Origin of the sequence: Herbinix luporum (assembly GCF_900070325.1) — a bacterium.
GTDB classification, from domain to species: domain Bacteria; phylum Bacillota; class Clostridia; order Lachnospirales; family Lachnospiraceae; genus Mobilitalea; species Mobilitalea luporum.
On the sequence record NZ_LN879430.1, the window covers coordinates 1,939,453 to 1,962,996 of the forward strand.

A 23,544-nucleotide genomic window follows, 5' to 3' on the forward strand; every position below is an offset into this window, starting at 1 on the left:
AATAGTTAACATTTGCTTTACAATAGATAGTATAGGCAAAAGCTTATTTCCTATGCTTTTTGCCTCCATCAAATTAACTTTTAATTTGGCATAGAAACTTAAGTCTGGTAGATACTATTATTATGGTAAAAAATTTTCTAAAAAACTTCATGACATGTGGGTTATGCGGATGGTTTCTTGAGTGTTTTTGGACAGGATTAAATTCCATTAAAAAATGGAAAATGAATGATAGAACCCTGTCCTGCCGCACTTCTGTATGGATGTTTCCTATATATGGAATGGCCGCCTGTTTATCTCCTATTTGTTCTAGGTTGCAAAAAAGGAATGCTCTCTTAAGAGGAGGTGTATATGCCCTATTAATTTATCTAACAGAATACACAACCGGTGTAATTCTGAAAAAATATAGAGCATGTCCTTGGGATTACAGTAAGTCAAAATATAATATTAAGGGTGTTATCCGTTTTGATTATGCACCGGTTTGGTTTTTTACCGGATTATTATTTGAAAAAATTCTTTTCCGGAAGTACTAAGCTTATAGACATTCCTAATTAAGTTTTAAATGGAATGTCTTTTTAAATGCCCTTCACAAATTTATATATCCCATATTATAAGATATTGAAAAAGCCGGTCTTGAATCAGTACTAAAAAAGATATATACTATAATTTGTATTTTACTAAAGCTGTTAAGAAGGTGAGCCTATGCAGAAGGTGCGAAATACCAGACAAAGACAGGTAATAATGTCTATACTAAAAGAGGCAGATCGTCCCCTGTCTATAAATGAAATTTATAATTTAATCATTGATAAACTTCCTAGAATAGCAAAATCAACCATATATCGAAATATTGATCTTTTGCTTGAACAGAATTTAATCGAAAAATACTATTTTAATGATAACGAAGTATTTTATCGCTTTAAAGAAGACAAAAATAATCACACCCATTTTTTAATATGTGATGACTGTAAAGAAGTCTATAATCTAAAACATTGTCCTATGAGAGAAATTGAAGACTCTATTAAAGCTGAAGGCTTTATTGTTAAGGATCATCAAATTCAAATTACAGGTATATGTAAAAAATGTGCCGGTAATCACCAAGATATTTAAACAAATAAATCCATAATTAAAATCCTTCCGTATATATGCGGAAGGATTTTTTTAATATAATTATTTTTATGGAGTATTGTTATTCCCTGTTGTACCATTGGTATCTGTGTTTGTGCCCGTATCGTCTGTAATATCTCCGTTATTTGCTCCTGTTCCATTTGTATCATCGGTACCATTGTTTGTTCCGTTAGTAGTGTCATTTGTCCCGTTAGTAGTGTCATTTGTTCCGTTATTAGTACCGTTTGTTGTATCGTTAGTATCATTTGTTGTATCATCTGTTTCATCATCCAAAGTATTATCGGTACCTGTATTGTTGCCCGAATTATTAGTATTTCCTTCTTTATCGGCACATGCAGTGAAGGTAAACATAATGACACAGCATAGGGCTATAAATATGCCTAATCTTCTTTTCATGGATACTCCTCCTAGATATTTAATTATTTCATCTTACTCGCTTAGTATTCCACCAATTGTATCTTTTATTCATATATATACCCTTATACATATGTCATATTATATTATCTAAGTAAAGGAAAAAAATTTTATAAAAATTCTGTCATATCTTTTCTAAATCGCAAGGGAAGATTATTTCTTTGTAACTTTGGGTTAATTCTTTCTTTAATGGCTATATTTTCAAAAAAAATCTTCCACAAATCCTGATATTCATCACTATCATTTTTTAACAGATCATATAAATCCAAATCCATATCAGAAATTTTGGTAACAATCCAAGGTTTTTGTGGAATGTGTAGGGTACATATATTACGTAGTTTGTCAAAAATAACAAACTTTTCCTTGGGCAGTCTATCTGCAAAATGAGGTGTTATAAGAGTTAGTATATTATTTTTTGGTTCAATTATTGCTGCCAAAATTTCATTCTCCACTTCAGTAAACCGAACAAAACCTAAAAAGTGATGAACTTCATTATATACATTACTGTTTATTTTAAAAACACGATTTACCACATCATTATTCAAATGATTTACTATATCCCTGCCAATATGAAATGCTAAAATCAAAAATCTATAAATCAAATCTCCTTTTTGATGATAATTTGATAAAGCTACCCTGCATACCATTTCATATATTTCCTTAGATAACTTTTGCTTAATTGAGCGGGATACTTTCATGGCTTTACCAAGGTCTGTATTAACATTAATATAGTCTGAAAATAATTCCATATTTGAATAATTATTACTCTCAGACTGTTCTTCAATCTTCACATTAGCATGGCCATATCCCGAGTTCCAAGCCTGGTAAATTGCTGTAAAAATACCATCTATACTATTTTCACATAAAAAAATTTTAACATTATTCATGGATTACCTCACAATATATTCAATTTATCCCTGGGATAAATTATATTTCATATCATCAAATAGGGATAATTGACGATAAGTAATATCCTTATCAATCCCAAATGGCAGGCGGTCCTTAGTAGACAAAAGCTCTCTTGTAATAAAATCCTCATCAATTTTAATGGGATACATCATCTTGCCCTTACAGGTAATAAAATAAACTGCCCGTTTTAATACAATGCCAAGCTTCTTAAGATCCTTAAAATCTAGGACTGCGTTTTTTCTTGCAGCAATAATTCTGCGGGCTGATTTTACCCCGATTCCCGGTACCCTAAGTAGGGTATAGTAGTCTGCCTTATTAATCTCAACAGGAAACTTGTCCAAATTCTTTAGAGCCCAATCACATTTTGGATCAAGGAGTATATTAAAATTGGGCTTTTTCTCATCTAAAAGTTCCCTGGTTTTAAAACCATAAAAACGAAGTAACCAGTCTGCCTGATATAGTCTATGTTCCCTTAGAAGAGGCGGACCTGTTTGTGTAGAAGGAAGGGTACTATCCTGATTAACATTTACAAAGGCCGAATAAAATACCCTCTTTAAATCAAAATTATTATATAAGGCTTCAGATACTGACATTATATGATAATCACTATCCTCAGTAGCACCTATAATCATCTGGGTACTCTGTCCTGCAGGGACATATCTTTTACCGGCCCGTAAAAATCTACTGCTGGGTATTATTTCATTTGCCGGTTTTAAAATTTCTTTAAATTCATTTTCATCATTATTATTATTCCCATTATAAGCAAGAAGCTTATTATTAATATTATCAGTAATTAACCCTTCTGACTTGTCTGTCTTATCCTTATAACTTAGTTCATAATTTCTACTTTTCCCTTTATCATATAAACCTAGATATTCTATATTACTTTCCCTTCTAAGTTGAATCTGCCTTATGGGTTTAAGTATATTCTTTCTGTTTTTATGTGGGGCCAACTGCTTTAGACTACTTGCCGTGGGCAGCTCCAAATTAACACTCATCCTATCGGCATACCAACCGAGGGCTTCAATTAAGGCCGGATCTGCACCAGGAATTGCTTTGCAATGAATATAACCGTTAAAATGATAATCCTCTCGCAGCTTTCTTAGGGTATCAAACATCAACTCCATAGTATGATTTGGACTTATCTTTATACCGGAGCTTAAGAATAATCCTTCAATGTAATTTCTCCTGTAAAACTCCATAGTAAGCTGACATAATTCCTCGGGAGTAAAAGATGTCCTTACAATATCATTGGAAGACCGGTTAATACAATATTTACAATCAAAGATGCATTCATTGGTAAATAAAATTTTAAGTAGGGAAATGCATCTTCCGTCAGCAGAAAAGGTATGGCAAATTCCGCAGGCTAGACTATTACCGATACCTGATTTATTACCTTTACGATCAACACCACTAGATGTACAAGCAACATCATATTTTGCAGCATCGGATAAAATCTCTAATTTCCTTTGGATTGACATACCTTCATGTATAACCATAATTTGCACCCACCTACCAAACATTTGTTCTGGTTGTATTGTATCAAATTATTGGTGTTCCCTGCCATTAATTATTTATAAAAAATTTATAAACTTTTTATAAACATATTCATAGGTGGTAACTACTTTTTTGGGATAAGATGTATTGCCATACCATCTATATCATGGGCAGCCTCTGTAATAGCCTCTTCATAGGTGGGATGAGGCCTAATAATTGAGGCTATATCTTTATAGGTAAGTTTATTAGATATGGCCAGGGCCAATTCACCGATTATATCAGTAGCCCTGTCACATAATAGCTGGGCTCCTAGGAGTCTTTTGCTATCGGCATCACATACCAGCTTGATAAAGCCCCTCTCCCCCATTGAAAGTAAGGTTTTGCTGTTGCCAAGCATGGGATACTTGCCGGTTTCTACCTTAAATCCCCGGGCTTTTGCCTCCCCCTCATCCATACCCACTGTAGCCACTTCGGGAACAGTATAGATGCAGGATGGAATTACCTTAAGATCTATAGATGGTTCAAGGCCACATATTCTTTCTACTGCCACTATCCCTTGAGCGGAGGCTAGATGGGCCAGCTGCTTTCCTCGGATTACATCACCTACGGCATAGATATTAGGAAGGCTTGTTTCAAAATTTTCATTTACCTTAATATAAGGCCCATCCATCTCTATATCTATATCCTCAAATAATCCTTCTATATTGGGACCTCTGCCCACAGACAATAAAATTCCTTCTGCTTCGCAGGTCTTTTTTTGCTCCTTTTCTATATATTCACATACTAATCCATAACTGCCCCCTTCTGATATCTTAACGACCTTAGACCCTGTATGAATTGAGACTTTCTTCTTTTTTAAGCCCATGGCAATACTCTGGGAAATCTCCTTATCCATTCCATATAAAATCCGGTCCATGGCCTCTATAATTTCAACTTCACTGCCCAATTCCTTGTAAATGGAGGCCATCTCAACACCAATAACACCGCCTCCTATAATTAATAGTTTTTTATAAAGCTTAGAATTGCCGGATAAAAGCTCATCACTGGTTACAACATTTTTCAAATTTACCCCTTCAATATTTGGCCTTACAGGTTGTGAACCGGTGGCTATAAGAATATTATCTGCCTGTAAATTCTCTTCATCCTCCCCACATTTTACCCTTACAAGGTGCCTTTGGATAATCTTAGCCTCTCCTTGGTATATCTTAACTCCATTTGCCTTAAGAAGTCCTAGGACACCTTTTCGTATTTTTAATACTACTTCTTCCTTTCTTTCCTTAAGCCTTTCATAATCAATATCCAGTCCTGTAAAGGTAATGCCGGCTTCTTTCATACTTTTTGCCATAGAAAGAAAATGGCTGCTATGGATTAGAGTCTTAGTGGGTATACAGCCTCGATTTAGACATGTGCCTCCAATCTCTCCCTTTTCTATAATAGCTGTCTTTTTCCCAAGCTTTGCAGCTTTAATGGCAGCCACATAACCTCCGGGTCCCGAACCGATTACAAGCAAATCATAAGATTCATTCATTTTAATGACCTCCAAACCATTTTACTAGACTTCTTCACCAATAAGCTCTATTATATCTTTTAATATCTCATTATTATTATCTGATGTCCTTATATTACTTAAAGCCTTATTAATAGACTTTGAAGTAAATTTAAGTCCCATAAGCTGTTTAGGAAGCTCTTCAAAAAGCTCTGTATCAAGTGCATCGGAAAATACCCGGCAGTCTTTTATAATACCTCCAAGCACTACAAACTGTATCTCAATCTCTCCCCAGCTAAATCTTCTCTCTATACTATCGCTAAATTCTATCTTTCTGCCATAATTCCACTGCCAGGAAGAGAATTTTTCTGCTCTGCTATTTAAATCTTCTTGTGGCAAATTAGCCCCATCCATCTCTACCGGCTTAAGTCCATAGACATCTCCGAAAGCATTAATAAGCTCCTTCTTTAATTTATCAATAGTAATATCCCTATTGTAGTCTTTTAGATTAGTTACTCTGGATTTAACTGAAGCAACTCCCTTTGATTGCAGCTTGGTTTTTGATACATTCAAATATTTTGACAAGTCGGCCATGTCCACGTTAACTAAAATTGTCCCATGGTGATAACATTTATTCCCCATAGTATAAAATGCATTGCCGGAGAACTTTTTTCCCTCTACGGTAATATCATTTCTACCGGATTTGACAGCCAAAATACCCAGATTATTGACTGCCTTAATTATTACCTCCAGCTGCCTGTCCACATTATAGTTATCCTTGGTTACAAGGAAGGTAAAGTTGAGATTACCCAAATCATGATATACCGCTCCTCCCCCTGATAACCTACGGACCAGCTTTCCCCCAACCTCATTTAACTGATTTATCCTGCATTCCTTCCAAGGGTTTTGGTTTCTTCCGATAACTACTGTTTTTTCATTCTGCCATAAATAAAGGATACATTCATCTTCCCTAACATTATGTAGTAAATACTCCTCTAAAGCCAGGTTTTTATAGGGGTTAGTTTCTTCTGTGATATAATATAACAATTTCTTAATGGCAATCACTCTTTCTTATAATTTGTAATATATATTTATAAAGCTATATCTACATTATAAATCTCATATTATACAAACCATTGTAAAAATATTTCTTATTTATATAAATCTTAAAACATAATCATTTAAACCAGAATAAATTTTTTAAAGTTTTAAATTATAATAAAGTTTAAGAAAAGCCGCCCCAAGTAAAATAAAAAATATAACTTGAAGCAGCTTCTTTTAATTATTGGTCGGAAAAATGATAACGTAAAACCGGATTTCTTGCAGCCCTTACTTCATCCGGACGACCTATGGAAGTTGTAGTGGGACATTTATGAATTGCTTCAGGATCTTGCCATGCTTTATTATATACCTCTTTATAGATTCTTATTACTTCATCTAAAGTCTCCCTAGTCTCTGTCTCCGTAGGTTCCACCATCAGGGCTTCCTTAACAATCAAAGGAAAGTACATTGTAGGGGGATGAATGTCAAAGTCAAGCAAGGCTTTGGCAAAATCCAATGCAGTTACCGCTTTTTCATTTTTAAGATTTTCAAGGGACATGACAAATTCATGCATACAGCGACCACTGCCAAAGGGCATGGTAAATGTATCTTTAAGCATATGCATCATATAATTGGCATTTAAAACGGCATTTTGGGAAGCATTTTTTAGTCCCTCCCTACCCAAAGTCATTATATATGTCAAGGCCCTAACTACAACAAGGAAATTTCCATAAAAATCTTTTACCCTGCCTATACTCTTTTCCTCTTTATCTGCAAATCTTAAGTTATTGTTTACCTCAATAATCCTCCTAGATGGAAGATATTTTCCCAAGATCTCCTTGCAGCCTACAGGCCCGCTTCCGGGACCTCCTCCCCCATGGGGTGTAGAAAAAGTCTTATGAAGATTTAAATGTACCACATCAAATCCCATATCTCCCGGTCTTGTAAGTCCCATTATAGCATTTAAATTAGCCCCGTCATAGTAATTGAGGCCTCCGGCTTCATGAACTATACTTGTAATCTTAAGAATCTGCTCTTCAAATATACCTACGGTATTGGGATTAGTCAGCATAAAGCCTGCGGTATCATCTCCTACCGCATCTTTTAGGGCCTCTATATCTACCAAGCCCTCTTTTGTAGAAGGTATATTTATAACGGTAAAGCCTGCCATGGCAGCACTGGCGGGATTGGTGCCATGGGCTGAATCCGGAATAATAATTTTATCCCTTTTTAAATCATTCCTATCCCTATGATAGGCCCAAATAAGCTTTAATCCTGTAAATTCCCCATGGGCTCCTGCTGCCGGTTGAAAATCCATATAATCCATCCCGGTAATTTCACACAGATATTCCTCTGCCAGTTTATAAACCTCAAGACACCCTTGAACCGTATGTTCCGGTTGTAAAGGATGGATTTCGCTAAAGTTAGGAAGTTTGGCTATCTCATCATTAATCTTTGGATTGTACTTCATAGTACAAGAACCTAAAGGATAAAAACCCTTATTGACACCGTAAGTAGCTTTTGCAAGTCTTGTATAATGCCTGCTGATTTCTGTTTCAGAAAGCTGGGGAAGATTAAGTTCTTTCCTTCTTGCATACTTTTCCTCAACCGATACCACAGGAACATCAGATTCAGGCAGCAAATCACATCCTCTATCTGTATTTCCGATTTCAAATATAAGCTTCATCCTATGGCACCTCCTTAAGAATCTCAACCAAGGTATCAATCTCTTCCTTGGAATTGACTTCTGTAGCACACCAAAGCAGCTGATTCTTACCTACAGGATATCCTCCTAAAATTCCTCTTTCCTCAAGAATAGCCAGTATTTTATCCACTTCAGTATTAACTGTAGTTACAAACTCATTGAAAAATTCTCCCGGATATACCAATTTATATCCCTCTATCTCACATAAACGCTGGGCAAGATAATGGGCCTTAGACATTGAAAGGGTAGCTACACGGCTTAGGCCTTTTTTTCCCATGGCTGCAAGATAGACAGCCGCTGTCATAGCACACAGGGCCTGATTGGAGCATATATTACTGGAGGCCTTCTCCCGGCGGATATGCTGCTCCCTGGCCTGCAAGGTTAAGACAAAGGCCCGTCTTCCTTGCAAATCATTTGTCTCTCCTACGATTCTTCCCGGAAGCCGGCGCTTCAAATTATCTCTTGTTGCCATAAAACCCAGATAGGGACCTCCAAAGGACAAACTAATTCCAAGGGCTTGTCCCTCTCCCACTGCAATATCTGCACCATATTCTGCAGGGGTCTTTAATATTCCTAAGGAGATGGGATTACAGCTCATAATATATTTTATATCACTATCTTTAAGAAGTTCTCCGATTGTATCCCCATCCTCTAGCAGGCCAAAGTAATTGGGCTGCTGTATCAGGACACAGGCTGTATCATCCCCAAGCATTTTCTTTAAGCTGTCTATATCAGTAATTCCCTCCTTAAGGGGAATTAGCTCCATCTCCATATCAGTTCCCTTAAGATAAGTGGAAATGGTTTCAACGGTCATAGGATTAACTGAAGCTGATACAAGGGCTTTTTTTCTCTTTCTTTCCCTACTCATAATAACAGCCTCAGCAGCTGCACAAGAACCATCATAAACGGAAGCATTAGCTACATCCATTCCCGTCAGCTCACATATCATGGTCTGAAATTCAAAAATAGATTGAAGAATTCCTTGGCTGATTTCCGCCTGATATGGGGTATATGAAGTTATAAATTCCTCCTTAGAGGTAACTTGTTTTACAATGGCAGGTATATAGTGGCGATAAGCTCCACAGCCTCTAAATACAGTCTGAAAAACCTTGTTCTTATTTGCAATATTTCTCATTCTGTAAAACACTTCCATCTCAGACATTCCCTTAGGTATATTAAGTGGAGCCTTTAATTTTACTTCCTCAGGTATGGTATCAAATAAGTCCTCCATAGAGCTAAGCCCAATGGCCTTTAGCATTTGATCCTGTTCATCCTTTGTATTCGGAACATAATTTCCCATGGTGACCTCCTCTTTATATTTTAAAGGTCGATGAAAAGTATAAATTCCATCTCCATATAAGATTTCTTACTACTGAGAAATTAATTTATTATACTCTTCTTCAGATAAAAGTTCTGCCTTGTCAGTAATATTTTCAACCTCTATAAACCAAGCTTCCATAGCATCTGAATTAATAAGATCCGGCTGGTCAAGAAGTTCTTCATTAACTGCTTTTACAACTCCTGTTACAGGGCTGTATACATTAGAAACCGCTTTAACAGATTCAACCTCGGCAAATACCTCACCGGCTTCTACTTCCTCCCCTTCTTCCGGAAGGTTAACAAAAACCAGATCTCCCAGTTCATTTTGCGCATAATCGGAAATTCCTATTCTTGCTGTGGTTTCATCTAAAAACTGCACCCATTCATGGGACTGTAAAAATAAATACTCCTTACTCATAGTATGTCCTCCTTAATTATGATTTTTTATAAAATGGTAAAGGAACAATCTCTGCAGATGTTTTTCGTCCTCTAATCTCCACCATAAGATTAGTTCCTACATCTTTGTAGTTCAAATCAACATAAGCCATAGCTATAGGATAGCCAAGATAAGGTGAATGAGTACCGGATGTGGTTCTTCCCACCTCTTTATCACCATAAAATACCGGGCAATCTTCTCTTGCAATCCCCCTGCCGGTTATTTTTAAGCCCACACGGATTTTTGTGGGTTCTCCCCTATCAATAATACCCTGCTTACCGATAAAATCTTCTTTATTCAACTTAACGGCAAATCCCAAACCCGCTTCAATAGGTGATATGCTATCATCCATTTCATGGCCATATAAAGGAAGTCCCGCTTCTAGCCGTAGAGTATCCCTAGCTCCAAGTCCGCAAGGAATTAATCCTTCACCACTTCCCTTATCCAAAAGTAGTTCCCATAAGCTTACAGCGTCCTTGTTTTTACAATAAATCTCATATCCCTCTTCACCGGTATAGCCTGTCTTTGAAACCATACATTTTATTCCCCCAATATCTACATTTTCTTTAAATGTATAATACTTTATGGGTAGGGTCTTTTCATCTGTAAGCTTTGTAAGTATTGACTTTGATAAAGGCCCTTGAAGTGCCAGCAAAGCAGTTTCATCGGAAATATCAGAAAGCCTTACATCACCAAATAAATGCTTCCTTATCCAGTCAATATCCTTGTAGCGGTTAGCTGCGTTAATAACAAGAAGATATTCCTCTTTCCCAATACGGTAGATTAGTAAATCATCAATTACACCCCCATCCTGGTTGCACATAGGGCTGTATTTCACCTGTCCGTCCACCATTAAGCTGCAATCATTGGTTACAAGCTTTTGAATATTATTTAAGGCATCACTACCCTTTAATATTACCTCTCCCATATGGGATACATCAAATAGTCCGGCTGCCTTTCTTACTGCCATATGCTCTTTTATAACTCCTGATTTATATTGTACAGGCATAAGATATCCCCCAAAGGGTATCATCTTCCCTTCTAAATCTATATGGCAATCATAAAGAACTGTTTTTTTCTCCATATATTATTCCTCCTACCCTATTCTTGGGATACACATGTTATTAGCTGCCTTGATAATAAATATTTGGCTAATTAAAATAATTCCATGTAATTGTTAGAATTATTTAACATTTTTATTGAATTCATTATATTATGGGCAAATAGTAAAGTCAATAACCCCTTATTATTTCTATCTTACCTTATTTATCTTATGTAACTTATCATTTTGCTAGTCATATAATACAGTATAAACTAATAGGGAGGTATTATATGAGCGAACTACTCCGAATTGACAACATCAGCTATAGCTACCACAGCCTCGAGGGAGAAACACCTGCTTTAGTGGATGTTTCCTTCCATGTAAATGACGGAGAATTTGTAGGCATCGTAGGACCAAGCGGCTGTGGCAAATCCACCCTGCTCTCTCTAATCGCCGGCTTGCTTACTCCAAGCAGCGGTTCAATATATATAAACGGCAAAGACATTAAATCCTCTGGTAAAAACATCGGCTATATGCTTCAAAAAGATCATCTGCTGGAATGGCGTGATACCTTAAGAAATGTAACCTTGGGAATGGAAATTCAAAATAAATTAAGTGATAACAGCTATGTCCACATAAATGAACTTTTGAACACTTATGGTCTAATTACTTTTAAAAATTCATATCCTTCTGAATTATCTGGTGGAATGCGTCAAAGAGCGGCTCTAATTCGTACCCTTTTGTTGGAACCAGATATTTTGCTTTTAGATGAACCTTTTTCTGCCTTAGATTATCAAACCAGGCTTGAGGTGGCAGATGATATCTGGGGAATAATCCGTAAAGAGAAGAAAACAGCAATCTTAATAACCCATGATATATCAGAGGCTATCAGCATGTCTGACAGAGTTATTATATTGACAAAAAGACCCGGCAGTGTAAAGCGGATTATTGATATAAAACTATCTATAACGGATCCTACTCCATTTAGGGCTAGAAGCGCACCGGAATTTACAGATTACTTTAATTTAATATGGAAGGAGTTAAACAATCTTGAGCAGAAGGAATAGAAAAGTTACAAGTGAAAGCTTAGATATTTCAGCTGCTCAGAAAGCATATATCAAAAAGCATATATTACAAAACCGAAGAATTCGTACTATACAAATTATGATATTAATAGGTTTTGTTGCTTTTTGGGAAATAAGTACCTATATTGGCATAGTGGATCCGTTTATATTCTCTAGTCCTTCTAGAGTGGTAAATACCATAGTACAAATGACAGTTGACGGCCAACTATTCTATCATCTGGGTATAACCTTATATGAAACTCTTTTAAGTTTTGCCTTGGTAAACTTAATCGGATTACTTGTTGCGGTGATTCTTTGGTGGAATGAAACTATATCAAAAATTCTTGAACCTTACCTGATTGTCTTAAATAGTCTACCTAAGTCTGCCCTAGCTCCTGTCTTTATCGTATGGCTGGGAAATAATATGAACACAATTATCGTGGCCGCAATCTCGGTTGCCTTATTTGGTACCATTATAACCTTACACTCTGATTTTAAAGCAGTTGAAGAAGATAAAATTAAATTAATCTATACCCTTGGAGGAAAAAAGAAAGATGTACTTCTAAAGGTAATCCTGCCTGCTAATATCCCCTCTATGATTAGCCTGATGAAAGTTAACATCGGTTTATCACTGGTCGGTGTAATAATCGGGGAATTTTTAGCCGCAAAGGCTGGCTTAGGCTACCTTATAATCTACGGAAGCCAAGTCTTTAAGCTAGATTATGTAATTATGAGTATAGTTATTTTATGTATAGTGGCCACCGGTCTATATAAACTATTAGCCTACTTTCAAAAAAAGTATACTAGGTAAAGGGGGAAGCAGAACCCCCTTTTATAAAATACATGGACAAAGATACTGAATTTTATATAAGAAAAATAAAGAAAAAGCTACATTTTTTACTATTTTTGTAAATAAAACTCTTGCTATTTATGCTTTATTTTAGTATAATAAAGTAAATTACAATTTTTGGGAGTTTTAAGAGATGAGAAATTTTGTTATTACCACGGATTCAAATTCTGATTTACCAATAGAATATATAAAAGAGAAAAGTATAGGTATAATTCCTCACTACTATAACCTAGGAGGAATAACCTATGGGGATGAAGTAAATCTTACACCAAAAGAATTCTATGATAGAATGAGAGCAGGTCTAATGCCCACTACCATGGCCAGTAATCCCCAAGTTATCAGACAGACTTTCCAAAACTACATAAACCTTGACCTTGATATTTTACATATTAGCTTTTCCTCCGGCCTTAGCGGAGGCTGCAGCAATGTCATGGCCGGAGCCAGAGATATATGTGAGGAAAATCCGGATGCTAAGATAATTGTAATAGACACCTTAAATGCCTCTCTTGGTGAAGGTATTTTTGTAATAAAAGCTGTAGAAATGAAAGAGGAAGGAAAAACCATTGACGAGATTGCTTCCTGGCTAGAGGAGCATAAGATGAATTTCTCCACCTTTTTTACCGTAAATGATTTATATCATCTACAAAGGGGTGGAAGAATCTCCAAAACCACAGCATTAATCGGTTCTATAATGAATATGAAACCCATCTTATATATAAACGAAGAAGGTGGACTAGTTCCCCTTACTACGATTAGGGGCAGGAAGAAATCTCTTTCTACCATATTTAATTATATGATAGACAATATGGGTAGATATAAAGATGACAATGATATAATCTGCATAGCCCACGGGGATGCCCCAGATGATGCCATGTATCTTAAAAGACTTATTAAGGAGGCTCTTCCTCATAAGAAGATATTAATAAACACTATCAGTCCCAGTATCGGTTCCCATTCAGGTCCCGGGGCAATAGGACTATGTTTTATGGGGGAAAAGCGATAATACTCCCTTTATATATGATGGGACCTTACATTATGTCCATAAACACTCCATATAAATTTTATATTATTATAAATATAAGCCCTATAACCAGTGTGTTATAAGGCTTATATTAAGCTTCTGACGGGACTCGAACCCGTGACCTATTGATTACGAATCAATTGCTCTACCAGCTGAGCCACAGAAGCATCACTAATATATATATTCCAATCAATCTATTATTCAATGATTTTAATATAAAAAAAATAAAATTTCAATATAAAATTAAAAACTTGTTTATTTCATTTTGACGAAACGTGTTATAATAAGGTTAAATTAATATAAAGGAGTGAAGTATGGACAATAAATTATATAATGTAGCCATCTACATTGATTATGAAAATGTGTACAAAACCCTCTTGTTTCAGTACAAAAATCTTCTTCGCTTAGGTTTTTTCGAAAAAATCCATAAATGGTGCAAAAGCAAAAACCTAAGGATTGTAAAGATTATAGCTTATTGTAATTTTGACAATAGGGATTTAATGGAGTCCCGCCATCAGACAAGATTACAGGAATACGGAGTCAGCACAATTCATACCTCCAATCGTGGAAAAAACTATGCAGATCTTCAAATAACAATTGACGCTCTAAATGACATGTATATCAATGAAAATATTGATGAATTCATCATTATGTCCAATGACAAGGATATGTCACCTCTACTTAACACCATTAGGCTAAATAAAAGAAAAGTTACTCTCCTTACCGTCGGTAGCAACTTTGATTTTGCCCTATGTAATGTACCCGACGAACACATTACCCTAGATGATATTCTTAATATCCAAATGGAAGAACCCTTATATATAGAAAGGATTGAAGAAGAAGTCTGGGAAAATATCGAAAACTATGCAAGAACCAATCTTGATAATGTAGCAAAAAGTAATACATATTTAAAACATATTGAAATAAAATATTATGTGGAAAATCAAGATACTTACAGCTCTATAATGGAATATGAACTATATAATATATTGAAAAACCTATATAAAACAAACAAAATATTTATATACCGCTACGAATATCGTAATTCTGATTTTTATGCTATTATGCCTACTATTTATAAAGAAGAGGCTATGAAACTTAATGTTATAACACTGGAAGATGTTGTAGATTGTTACGATTTTGACAGTCTGATAAAGAAAAGCTATGAAGAATTTTGGTGATACATGTTGACATATTTATAAAAGTAATATAATATGGCCATATAAATATAAAATATAGCTATAGGCTTGATTTAATTTAAAGTAGTTTAGTAATTGAAAATCTTTTTTAGATTAAAGCACAAGCCCAACAAATAGGATGTCCCGAAACCATGATTTACATTAAAAACAGGGCATCCTTTATTACTTTTATGCAGCCTAAAGACATAAAAAACGAGGGTTCTGAATTTTATTCAAAACCCTCGTTATATTTTATTTTGGCCTAATTTTTAATCGAGGCGACGGGACTCGAACCCACGGCCTCTGCGTCCCGAACGCAGCGCTCTACCAAACTGAGCCACGCCTCGAAAATGCGATCTTTAATTTAACCGCATCAACTATTATCTAACAAAACTTCATAAATGTCAACTGGATTTTTATTTTTAGCTTATACTTATAAATCCATCTCATATTCATCTAAAAATTCTTTTATCCTTCTTCTTGCCTCTTCTATTTTATCCCGATCTTGGGTCTTTAGAGCACTTTCAAATCTGTTTAATTCATAATGAATTCTCTGTCGGTCGCTACTTAAGGCTTCTTCATATAACCGTTCACCACGAAGCAGTAGAAGTTTATTTTCTTCCCGGTCCCTGGGTGATATTTTTAGATAAGATAACTCCTCTAAACGCTGTTTTATCTCCTCATCTGTCATATTATTATCCTGTCCTTTTATCACCTGTTTTCTAACTTCCCCTGTGGATACAACCTTTACTTCTACTTCAAGAATTGAATTAACATCATATGTATAGGTCACATCTATGGCTTCTTCCCCTTTTTTAGCCTTTGGAACTTTAACAGTTATCTCTCCAAGGGAAAGATTATTAGCTGCATATCTGCTCTCCCCTTGAAGGATATTTACACAAATTTCTGACTGGTTATCATAGACCGTATAAAGTCTTTCAGTTCGGCTTGCGGGAATTGTGGTGTTTCTTTCGATAATAGGGCAAAAATGTCCCGACTCTATCCAATTTTCCCCTAAGGTCATTACTACTTCCGTACCCAAGGTAAAAGGACATACATCTGTTAGGATAACTTCCCTAATAGCCTCATTCCTCTCTTTCATAGCAGCCTGAATAGCTGTCCCAAGGGCTACTGCCTCATCAGGATTAATAGATGTATCCGGTATCATTCCAAATAGTTTGCTGACAAATTTTCTTATAAGGGGCTGCTTGGTGGCCCCGCCTATTAAAACAACCTTATCAATATCCCTTACCCGGATATTGGCATCGGAGAGACTTCTCTTAATAGGAATTCGTATTCTTTCAAATAATTCTTCACATGCCTTTTCATAAGCTTCTATATCTGTATGAAATGATACTTCATTTCCCTCAATTTGAAAACTCTTTGTTATACTGTCTTTTTCAGATAACTCTAATTTACATAGTTCCATCTGTCTATGAATGTACTTTCTATCTTTTTCGGAGAGTAATTCTTTTTTTATCTGCTTGTTTTTATCAAAAAACATTTTTTCTAAAACCTTAGTAAAATCCTCTCCTCCAAGAAAGTTATCTCCGGCAACTGCCCTTACTTCTATTATAGACTTGTATAATTCTAAGATAGAGACATCAAAGGTTCCTCCCCCCAGATCAAAGACTAAAAACTTTTTATTTTCTTTGTCCTGATAAAGTCCATAAGCTATGGCTGCTGCCGTAGGTTCACTTATAATACGTTCAACCTTTATTCCGGCCAATTCTCCCGCCCGCTTGGTTGCCTTTCTTCTTATATCATTAAAATAAGCCGGAACACTTATAACCGCTTCAGTGACAGGTTCATTTAAATAACTTTCGGCATCTTGGCAAAGTGAGCGGATTATAAAGGAAGATAATTCTTCTGCGGTAAATTTTTTATTAGCCAGTTGAAACTTACGATTACTTCCCATATCTCTTTTAAATACACTGGCACTGCTTCCCGGATACAAAAGTTCCCGTTCTTTTGCTGTCTCTCCCACATAAATTTCATTATTCTCATCTATACTTACTACAGAGGGGGTTAAGTATTTTCCCAAGCGATTAGGTATAATCTTTGGACCTTCCTCTGTAAAATAAGTTACCAAACTGTTTGTAGTTCCTAAATCAATACCAATAATCATTTCACATTCTCCTTAAGTTGTGCTTTATATTTCTCTTCTGCATTTTCTAATCTTTTAATATAAGTCATATTACCTGGATTTTCCTTTAGTATTATCTTATAACATTCTATGGCTTTATCCAATTGATCTCTTATTTCGTATAAAATTCCATATACTTCATAAAGTTTGACACATTTTTCATAGATGCATTTTCTACATGGTAAAGACTCAAGGCCCATCTTAAGATAATATTCTGCCCCCTGCTCATCCCCCATGGATAGGTAGATAGAGGCCAAATCTGCCAAGCGATCAACCCGGTTACTTGGAAATTCATAATAACTTTCTATACTATTGTTATAAAATTTATAGATTGTTTTTATTCCATCTATGGCCAATTTCTTAGCTTTCTTTTTAAATTTATTTTTCAACCTTTTTGATAAATTACCCTTAAAAAGCTCTACACTTAAGTAAAGGACTGCTGCTTTTTTACAGGTTTTTATATAACTTTTATCCTTGGTTTTAATACTCTTAAAAGCTTCTTTTATTATAGATAGAGAATAATTATAATCATAATTTAATAATAAAAATTCTGCATAATCCATATAATTTGATAAACTATCATAAGCTAAAGATAACTTATAATGATTATAGGCCTTATCCGTATTACCCTGCAGAAAATAAATTTTCCCCAGTTCATTTTCTATGGTTCCTTGATTTTTACTATCTATATCCTTTAATTTGTATAACCATTTTATACTACTATGTAAATCACCCTTTATTTTATATATCTCTGATATATATTCGATATACAAGGCTGTTGTAGGATATAGCCGGTGAAGCTCTTCATAATACTTTAATGCCTTATCATATTCTTTTATTATGTAATAACATTTAGCCAGATTTCCATATGGCAGCCGATTATCTTCTATGGATGTCTTAGCCACTGCTTCCTTCAAGATTTCAATTGCCTTATCCATATTTCTCATAAACATATGTGTACAACCGGCATTATTATAAGCTATCCAGTCATCGGGATTAATCTCTAAAGCCCTATAAAAGTCAGATAAGGCCTTATCAAACTCATATGCATCCATATGTAATAAGCCTCTGTTTACATAATAGTTATCGCTTCCGGCAATTTCTACTTGCTTGTCAGCGTAGGGCAATGCCTTTTTATAATATTCCAGCTTTTTAGTTTCATTTAGCATAGTATGATATATGTCTGCTATTTTATCGTTGACATTGGCATACTCCGGATTTATTTCAAGTATTTTATGAAAAACTTCTAATGCTTTTTCCCTATTATTGTTTTCATAATAACAAAATCCCAGCTCATAATATATCCTTAGATTTTCAGGATTTTTTTCTAGAAGGCTATTAAACAAATCAATTGCAGACTTATATTTTCCTATATCTTTTAGGAGCCCGGCCTTTATAAGGACATAAAAATATTCATCCGGTTTCTTTTCTATAATTGAGTCAATCAGGGCTAATGCCTGTCCGTATTGATTACTTTGGGCATATAAAAGTGCCAATTCAAAATCTATAAGGCTTGGATCTTCTATATCATTATCATCTTCCTTTAGGCTTTCTTTTAGCTTTATGCATTCTTGTATGGCTTCTTCTCTTTCTTCTTCTGTATTATCCCTTAGCCTGATTAGCTTTACACAAAGTAATTTAAACTCATTACTTTCTAAACCGGCTTTCCTTGCCGCCTCTGCTACGGCTTTTGCATCTTCATATTGGTTATGTCTTATATATACTTTTATGGCATATAAATAAGGCCTTATATAGCCTGGGTAAATCTCAACAGCCCTATAGTAATCATTAATAACTTCCTGATCATTATGAAGGTCATAAAAGGCTTCTTGTCTAAGAAGATAAGCCGGATAGTAATCTCTGCTTATCTCTATAATATTTTCACAGGTTTTTATACACTCCTTATAGTTTTTTGCTTTCAGATAGGTATATGCCAGCCTCTCCATTGCAACTAACTTTTCATGTATTCTTTCTTCCACTTCAATGCTTTTTTGATAATAAAACACAGCCTCATCATAAGCTTGAAGGTTTGTATAGCATAGGCCAATTGAATAATAGGCATAACCCAATCTGCCATATCTTTTCTTTGCTTCTTCACTGTCGTCTTTTTTTGTATCAAGGATTGCTTGTAGCCAAACTTTAAGTTTATCCAAGGCAAGATCATATTTACCCAAAGCTAGATAAGCCCTTCCATAAAGATTTATAAAATCATATTCTCTGCGGGCTGTATCAGGTAATTCCTCTAAGAGATTTATGCAATCATCTAATTTTTCATTTTGAAAATAGCACCAAGCCAGTTCCAATTTGATTTTATTATCCTGCTTTTGTTTTAACTTTTCTTGATATCTTTGAATTAAGATTTCATTTATTTCAATCAAGTAAGAACTTATAGTTTCATCATGATAATATTGATTTAGTAATTTCAATGCTAAATCCTTAGCTTCTGTATATTTTTTCTTCTTATATAAGCATTCCACCAATCCGATTTTTGCCCAGTAATAATCCGGATATAGCTCAAGAACTCTTTGATACCAGTTACTAGCTTCATCATATAATTCTTGCTTACTTTTTAACTTACCATATACCGAAAGAATATAACCATCATCCTGATACCGGTTAACTAGGGTTTTGGCCAGATTTTCTACCTCTTCTAACCGGTCTGTTAATAAATAATACCTGATTTTTTCAACATCTTCATAAGGATGATGGGTCTGATACTTTTTTAAATCATCAATAATTTTTTGGCAATCATCTAATTTATTTTCATCTAGGCTAGACTTTAACTGAAAATAAGTTCTGATATATTCATCCGCCTCTTCCCCTTCCTTATAATCAAACAAGGTAAAATCAAGAAATCCTTCTACGGTAATTTGATTAACTACATAATCAATAAAGTTTCTGGGAAATATCTCATACAAATCTTCCTTATCAGCTACAATATCAAATTCCCTATCCATAAGCTTCCATATCCGGTGGGGCAAATAATAATGATCCATAAGAAAAACCAGCAATTTTTCCCTGGCTTCTATGCTTGTATCCAATCCAATACAGATATCATCCCTAAAAAGCTCTTCCCAAGCCTTTTCATCTCTACGACTATCTAAGGAACTATAAATACCTGCTATTTTATCTATCCATAAATCTACATCATTTTTTTCTTGCCTAATCTCTTCTTGTTCAGGCTCATTTACAAAACGAAGGGCCTCTTCATATGCAGCCCTTAGTTGCATAAAGCCTTTTGCATCATCCTCCGGATTAACAGCTATTAATTTATCCCTATATGCTTGTATTATCTTCTCTTCATCCTTAGTTTCTTCAATACCTAATACTTCCCATATTTTTTTATCCATACTATCTTCCTCATAAAAAGCATTTTAGCTATATTATGTTATAATATATAAGTGTTTGTCAATTTTTATATGAAAAAATTACTAGTAAAATGTAAAATTTATAAAAAAACCCTCATCTATTGATATAAATCATAGATTAAGGGTTTAAAATCTTATTGATTAAGAAGTTTATGTTTCTTTTAATTTACTTAAACGATAGTACCTAGGTGTAAGACCATAGTGTTCTTTAAAAATTCTATAAAAATAACTTAAATTTTCATAACCTACAAAGTAACCAATATCTGCTATGGGTATTTTAGTATTTTCAAGGAGGTAGGCTGCCTGATTTAATCTTTTAATCTGAATTAACTCCGTAAAGGTTTTATCCGTAAGCCTTTTGATGGTCCTGCTTAGCCATACCATGTCACAATTAAGACTCTCTGCCAGTTTACTAAGTGTCCCCTCCCTATAATTATCCTCTACAAATTTAAGAATCTTTAAAGTTAACTCCTGCTCATAATTATTTTCAGAAAAAATCTTATTGCTTAAATTCATCAGATGTAATAATAACAAACCCATGGTATACTGAGTAATATCCCTGGTATTATCTTGATTACTAATAGCTGACCAAATCAAATTTTCTATCAAATTCTGTATGGGAAGAACTTCAGAAACTTTAAAATGAAAGTAGCCCATATTATCCTCACAGTTTGTTAAACTCTCTATTATATAATTAAACAAAGAATTATCCTTTTCATCCATCATTTTTGTGGCTATATCAAAAAATTCAGGCTGTATAATAAAGTTAATGGCAATATCATCTTTATCTGCAGGATATATCTCATGTAGGGCATTTAGATTTATAAAAAGTAATTCTCCCTTATTTAATATAATTTCATTATTGTTAATAATATGGTGAGTACAACCTTGGCACATATATACTATTTCAATATAATTATGAGAATGGGCAGGAAAATGAATAAATCTGGTATGGGACCATATTTTAATTAGCTTCCCATCATCTAATATTTTATGCTTGTATACAATATTAGTGGAGGGTTTTTTACCTTCTAATATTTCTCTTTCCTCATCTGTAATTTCTTTCAATTTATCAAGTAAAAAACTGTCCAAATTTACTTCTCCTTTTTTTCATCAGTAACTTATAACTTAGCTTAATTATTGGTGTTATTTCACCTTTATTACATCTCCTTCTGTAATCCCTACTTCATTAAAGGCATCTACTCTTACAAAAATAGCTTGATCCTTTATAAGGGCCCCAATAGTTAGTTTATTTTTTCCAAATACCATATAACTGTGATATAATTTATCCTGGGCATAACCCCATAGAACATTATATCCTGTGGCTTTAACATCCTTCCACTTCACCAAAAGATCTAAATCACTGATAAATTCTGTTGTAATAATATCTGATTTAGCAGGAAGAGGACCCTTGCCTAGGCCAAAGATGCGAAGTCCCGAAATACATGGATTTTGATTATAAGGCACTTCCATAATCGTACATTTTATATATCTGGCCTTTAATCCTTCCTCCCGAACTATAAAATCGTGGGCCAGATCAGTTTCTGCCTTTGATTTATCTTCTATCACAAAATATTCTTCCCCGTCTATGGAAGCTTCTAAAATCCATCTGGTATAGTATTTCTTCTCATCGATATACCTTGGCATATCACCTATTAGACTTTTTCCTTCCGGCAATTTCGGCTCATCTATCTCATCGGCAAAATTTATCTGAATTGCCCTTACATCAAGGCAGTCTAAAAGATCTATCTCTATCCACTGGCCGCTTTTGTTACCGGCTGCCCTCCACCAGGTCTGAACATTTTCATCTGTTGCAAATTTAGGCTCCCTTCCTTCTACATAGGAAGAGGCCCTGCAAGGTTTATTATAAGATAAAAGCATCCAATCCGGTTTCTTCCACGGTTCCATAAGATTTTCTACCTTCATAGGCCAGTCACCATATCTTTGATTGCAAAAAAGTTCCCCCTCCTTATCAAAGCCTGCCGGCCAGATACCTAAACGTCTTTCAAAGGGGTGATTTACGCTAATTCTCATGGTAGCAAGGTGCCACCAATTTCCCTTCTTATCTTTTAGGGTAGAACCATGGCCGGCTCCCGGTATAAATCCACCGGGTTTATATGAGAAGGGATTGTTCTTTGCTAACTTAAAAGGCCCTAAGGGGCTGTCTGATATATAGACACCGTCACCGTATATATTAAACTCTGTACCGGGAAAGGCATATTGCAGATAATATTTTCCCTTGTATTTGTCCATCCAGGGTCCTTCGATATAAGGTGCAGTGCTTTCTCCTTCGGAATTTAAAGCTTTATGATCCTCTCCCCTTCTTTCAAATCCATATTTATGGATATTAGAAAATATTAATTCTACCGGCTCAGTCATAGGTGTCATATCCTGGGGATTTAATTCTACTCCATAAATAGGTGTTACATCGGAACATCCCCAATAAAAATATATCTTGCCGTCATCATCTACAAAAAGGTTAGGATCCCAAAAAGGAAATGTTCCGGGTATTTCTTCAAAGCCCTTATTTATGGGGTCTGTACTGCGGTAAAAGGAGCAGTTTGCATCCCACTTTGAGGCTGAAAAATAAATATAATCTCCTATTACCCTAACATCCGGAGCATAATCATAAACAGGGACATTTTTTAGGGGGTGAAATTCCCACTCTGTAAGATTATGGCTTACTAAGAAACCTTTTGTCATAGAAGGAAATAAATAATACTTTTCTTTAAATAATATTATAGAAGGGTCTGCTGCCTCCCTAGACAAACTTAGTTTTCCCTTTTGATCAATAAACTGATACTTATATTCCATATTAATTGGGTTACAAATATAATCCATATGTACACTTCTCCTTTGTAGCTCTTAATTATAGGAAAATCTTATCTTAACACATCATATCATCTTTAATCTTATCTTACTATATAGACTATTTTTTTTAGTAA

General features: G+C 34.8%; 19 protein-coding genes and 2 tRNA genes. 6 read left to right on the forward strand and 15 right to left on the reverse strand.

Annotated features, from left to right (window positions below; all coding sequences use genetic code 11):
* Positions 1–122: 122 nt before the first annotated feature.
* Together SD1D_RS09000 and SD1D_RS09005 are read left to right on the forward strand one after the other, a co-directional pair.
* A complete protein-coding gene (locus tag SD1D_RS09000; protein WP_087758883.1) occupies positions 123–530 on the forward strand; it encodes a putative ABC transporter permease in 408 nt (135 codons plus the stop codon).
* Positions 531–699: 169 nt separating this feature from the next.
* Positions 700–1,104 (forward strand): Fur family transcriptional regulator, encoded by a 405-nt coding sequence (locus SD1D_RS09005; RefSeq protein ID WP_058258605.1) that lies wholly within the window; start codon positions 700–702, stop codon positions 1,102–1,104.
* A 66-nt stretch (positions 1,105–1,170) separates the two neighbouring features.
* Here SD1D_RS09005 and SD1D_RS09010 read toward each other — a convergent pair whose 3' ends face one another.
* The 9 genes from SD1D_RS09010 to gcvT form a co-directional block, all read right to left on the reverse strand.
* Positions 1,171–1,518 (reverse strand): hypothetical protein, encoded by a 348-nt coding sequence (locus tag SD1D_RS09010; RefSeq protein WP_058258606.1) that lies wholly within the window; start codon positions 1,516–1,518, stop codon positions 1,171–1,173.
* A 128-nt stretch (positions 1,519–1,646) separates the two neighbouring features.
* Positions 1,647–2,423, reverse strand: coding sequence for a TIGR03915 family putative DNA repair protein (locus tag SD1D_RS09015; protein WP_058258607.1), 777 nt, complete (start codon positions 2,421–2,423; stop codon positions 1,647–1,649).
* A 24-nt stretch (positions 2,424–2,447) separates the two neighbouring features.
* On the reverse strand, positions 2,448–3,944 hold the full coding sequence (locus SD1D_RS09020) for a putative DNA modification/repair radical SAM protein (RefSeq protein WP_058258608.1): 1,497 nt from the start codon (positions 3,942–3,944) through the stop codon (positions 2,448–2,450).
* A gap of 122 nt (positions 3,945–4,066) precedes the next feature.
* A complete protein-coding gene (lpdA, locus tag SD1D_RS09025) occupies positions 4,067–5,470 on the reverse strand; it encodes a dihydrolipoyl dehydrogenase (protein ID WP_058258609.1) in 1,404 nt (467 codons plus the stop codon).
* A 24-nt stretch (positions 5,471–5,494) separates the two neighbouring features.
* Entirely contained in the window at positions 5,495–6,493 is a 999-nt protein-coding gene (locus tag SD1D_RS09030; RefSeq protein WP_242955209.1) for a lipoate--protein ligase, read from the reverse strand.
* 217 nt (positions 6,494–6,710) lie between these two features.
* Positions 6,711–8,156, reverse strand: coding sequence for an aminomethyl-transferring glycine dehydrogenase subunit GcvPB (gcvPB, locus tag SD1D_RS09035; RefSeq protein WP_058258610.1), 1,446 nt, complete (start codon positions 8,154–8,156; stop codon positions 6,711–6,713).
* A gap of 1 nt (position 8,157) precedes the next feature.
* Positions 8,158–9,474, reverse strand: coding sequence for an aminomethyl-transferring glycine dehydrogenase subunit GcvPA (gene gcvPA, locus SD1D_RS09040; RefSeq protein WP_058258611.1), 1,317 nt, complete (start codon positions 9,472–9,474; stop codon positions 8,158–8,160).
* Between the two features lie 69 nt (positions 9,475–9,543).
* Positions 9,544–9,912: a glycine cleavage system protein GcvH gene (gcvH, locus tag SD1D_RS09045; RefSeq protein WP_058258612.1), complete on the reverse strand. Its 369-nt coding sequence runs from the start codon at positions 9,910–9,912 to the stop codon at positions 9,544–9,546.
* Between the two features lie 16 nt (positions 9,913–9,928).
* On the reverse strand, positions 9,929–11,014 hold the full coding sequence (gcvT, locus tag SD1D_RS09050) for a glycine cleavage system aminomethyltransferase GcvT (RefSeq protein ID WP_058258613.1): 1,086 nt from the start codon (positions 11,012–11,014) through the stop codon (positions 9,929–9,931).
* 248 nt (positions 11,015–11,262) lie between these two features.
* On the opposite strand from gcvT, the gene SD1D_RS09055 reads away from it, so the two are divergent.
* From SD1D_RS09055 to SD1D_RS09065, 3 genes are all read left to right on the forward strand, one after another.
* The gene (locus tag SD1D_RS09055) at positions 11,263–12,039 is read left to right on the forward strand and encodes an ABC transporter ATP-binding protein (protein ID WP_058258614.1); all 777 of its coding nucleotides are present in this window, start codon (positions 11,263–11,265) and stop codon (positions 12,037–12,039) included.
* Complete coding sequence (locus SD1D_RS09060) at positions 12,023–12,847, forward strand: ABC transporter permease (RefSeq protein ID WP_242955210.1); 825 nt, start codon at positions 12,023–12,025, stop codon at positions 12,845–12,847. Before SD1D_RS09055 ends, SD1D_RS09060 begins: the two co-directional genes overlap by 17 nt.
* A gap of 172 nt (positions 12,848–13,019) precedes the next feature.
* Complete coding sequence (locus tag SD1D_RS09065; RefSeq protein ID WP_058258615.1) at positions 13,020–13,889, forward strand: DegV family protein; 870 nt, start codon at positions 13,020–13,022, stop codon at positions 13,887–13,889.
* A 112-nt stretch (positions 13,890–14,001) separates the two neighbouring features.
* Here the strand turns inward: SD1D_RS09065 and SD1D_RS09070 are convergent.
* Positions 14,002–14,074: transfer RNA gene (locus SD1D_RS09070), tRNA-Thr, on the reverse strand.
* A 147-nt stretch (positions 14,075–14,221) separates the two neighbouring features.
* Here SD1D_RS09070 and SD1D_RS09075 point away from each other — a divergent pair.
* Positions 14,222–15,088 carry an NYN domain-containing protein gene (locus SD1D_RS09075; RefSeq protein ID WP_058258616.1) on the forward strand — a complete coding sequence of 289 codons (867 nt, stop codon included), beginning with the start codon at positions 14,222–14,224 and terminating at the stop codon, positions 15,086–15,088.
* A gap of 270 nt (positions 15,089–15,358) precedes the next feature.
* On the opposite strand, the gene SD1D_RS09080 is transcribed toward SD1D_RS09075, so the two are convergent.
* The 5 genes from SD1D_RS09080 to SD1D_RS09100 form a co-directional block, all read right to left on the reverse strand.
* A tRNA-Pro gene (locus SD1D_RS09080) sits at positions 15,359–15,432 on the reverse strand.
* A gap of 86 nt (positions 15,433–15,518) precedes the next feature.
* The gene (locus SD1D_RS09085) at positions 15,519–17,213 is read right to left on the reverse strand and encodes a molecular chaperone HscC (protein ID WP_058258617.1); all 1,695 of its coding nucleotides are present in this window, start codon (positions 17,211–17,213) and stop codon (positions 15,519–15,521) included.
* Positions 17,210–20,581, reverse strand: coding sequence for a J domain-containing protein (locus tag SD1D_RS09090; RefSeq protein WP_058258618.1), 3,372 nt, complete (start codon positions 20,579–20,581; stop codon positions 17,210–17,212). The genes SD1D_RS09085 and SD1D_RS09090 overlap by 4 nt, the downstream gene beginning before the upstream one ends.
* A 168-nt stretch (positions 20,582–20,749) precedes the next feature.
* Entirely contained in the window at positions 20,750–21,691 is a 942-nt protein-coding gene (locus tag SD1D_RS09095) for an AraC family transcriptional regulator (protein ID WP_058258619.1), read from the reverse strand.
* Positions 21,692–21,745: 54 nt separating this feature from the next.
* Positions 21,746–23,440, reverse strand: a complete 1,695-nt coding sequence (locus SD1D_RS09100) for a family 43 glycosylhydrolase (RefSeq protein ID WP_058258620.1) — start codon at positions 23,438–23,440, stop codon at positions 21,746–21,748.
* Positions 23,441–23,544 lie beyond the last annotated feature (104 nt).

Coding starts and splice junctions, on each gene's coding strand:
- SD1D_RS09010 (WP_058258606.1), bottom strand. CDS start 1,518: ATGAAAAGAAGATTAGGCATATTTATAGCCCTATGCTGTGTCATTATG.
- gcvH (WP_058258612.1), bottom strand. CDS start 9,912: ATGAGTAAGGAGTATTTATTTTTACAGTCCCATGAATGGGTGCAGTTT.
- SD1D_RS09005 (WP_058258605.1), top strand. CDS start 700: ATGCAGAAGGTGCGAAATACCAGACAAAGACAGGTAATAATGTCTATA.
- SD1D_RS09020 (WP_058258608.1), bottom strand. CDS start 3,944: ATGGTTATACATGAAGGTATGTCAATCCAAAGGAAATTAGAGATTTTA.
- SD1D_RS09015 (WP_058258607.1), bottom strand. CDS start 2,423: ATGAATAATGTTAAAATTTTTTTATGTGAAAATAGTATAGATGGTATT.
- gcvT (WP_058258613.1), bottom strand. CDS start 11,014: ATGGAGAAAAAAACAGTTCTTTATGATTGCCATATAGATTTAGAAGGG.
- SD1D_RS09075 (WP_058258616.1), top strand. CDS start 14,222: ATGGACAATAAATTATATAATGTAGCCATCTACATTGATTATGAAAAT.
- SD1D_RS09000 (WP_087758883.1), top strand. CDS start 123: ATGGTAAAAAATTTTCTAAAAAACTTCATGACATGTGGGTTATGCGGA.
- gcvPA (WP_058258611.1), bottom strand. CDS start 9,474: ATGGGAAATTATGTTCCGAATACAAAGGATGAACAGGATCAAATGCTA.
- SD1D_RS09100 (WP_058258620.1), bottom strand. CDS start 23,440: ATGGATTATATTTGTAACCCAATTAATATGGAATATAAGTATCAGTTT.
- lpdA (WP_058258609.1), bottom strand. CDS start 5,470: ATGAATGAATCTTATGATTTGCTTGTAATCGGTTCGGGACCCGGAGGT.
- SD1D_RS09065 (WP_058258615.1), top strand. CDS start 13,020: ATGAGAAATTTTGTTATTACCACGGATTCAAATTCTGATTTACCAATA.
- SD1D_RS09090 (WP_058258618.1), bottom strand. CDS start 20,581: ATGGATAAAAAAATATGGGAAGTATTAGGTATTGAAGAAACTAAGGAT.
- SD1D_RS09055 (WP_058258614.1), top strand. CDS start 11,263: ATGAGCGAACTACTCCGAATTGACAACATCAGCTATAGCTACCACAGC.
- gcvPB (WP_058258610.1), bottom strand. CDS start 8,156: ATGAAGCTTATATTTGAAATCGGAAATACAGATAGAGGATGTGATTTG.
- SD1D_RS09085 (WP_058258617.1), bottom strand. CDS start 17,213: ATGATTATTGGTATTGATTTAGGAACTACAAACAGTTTGGTAACTTAT.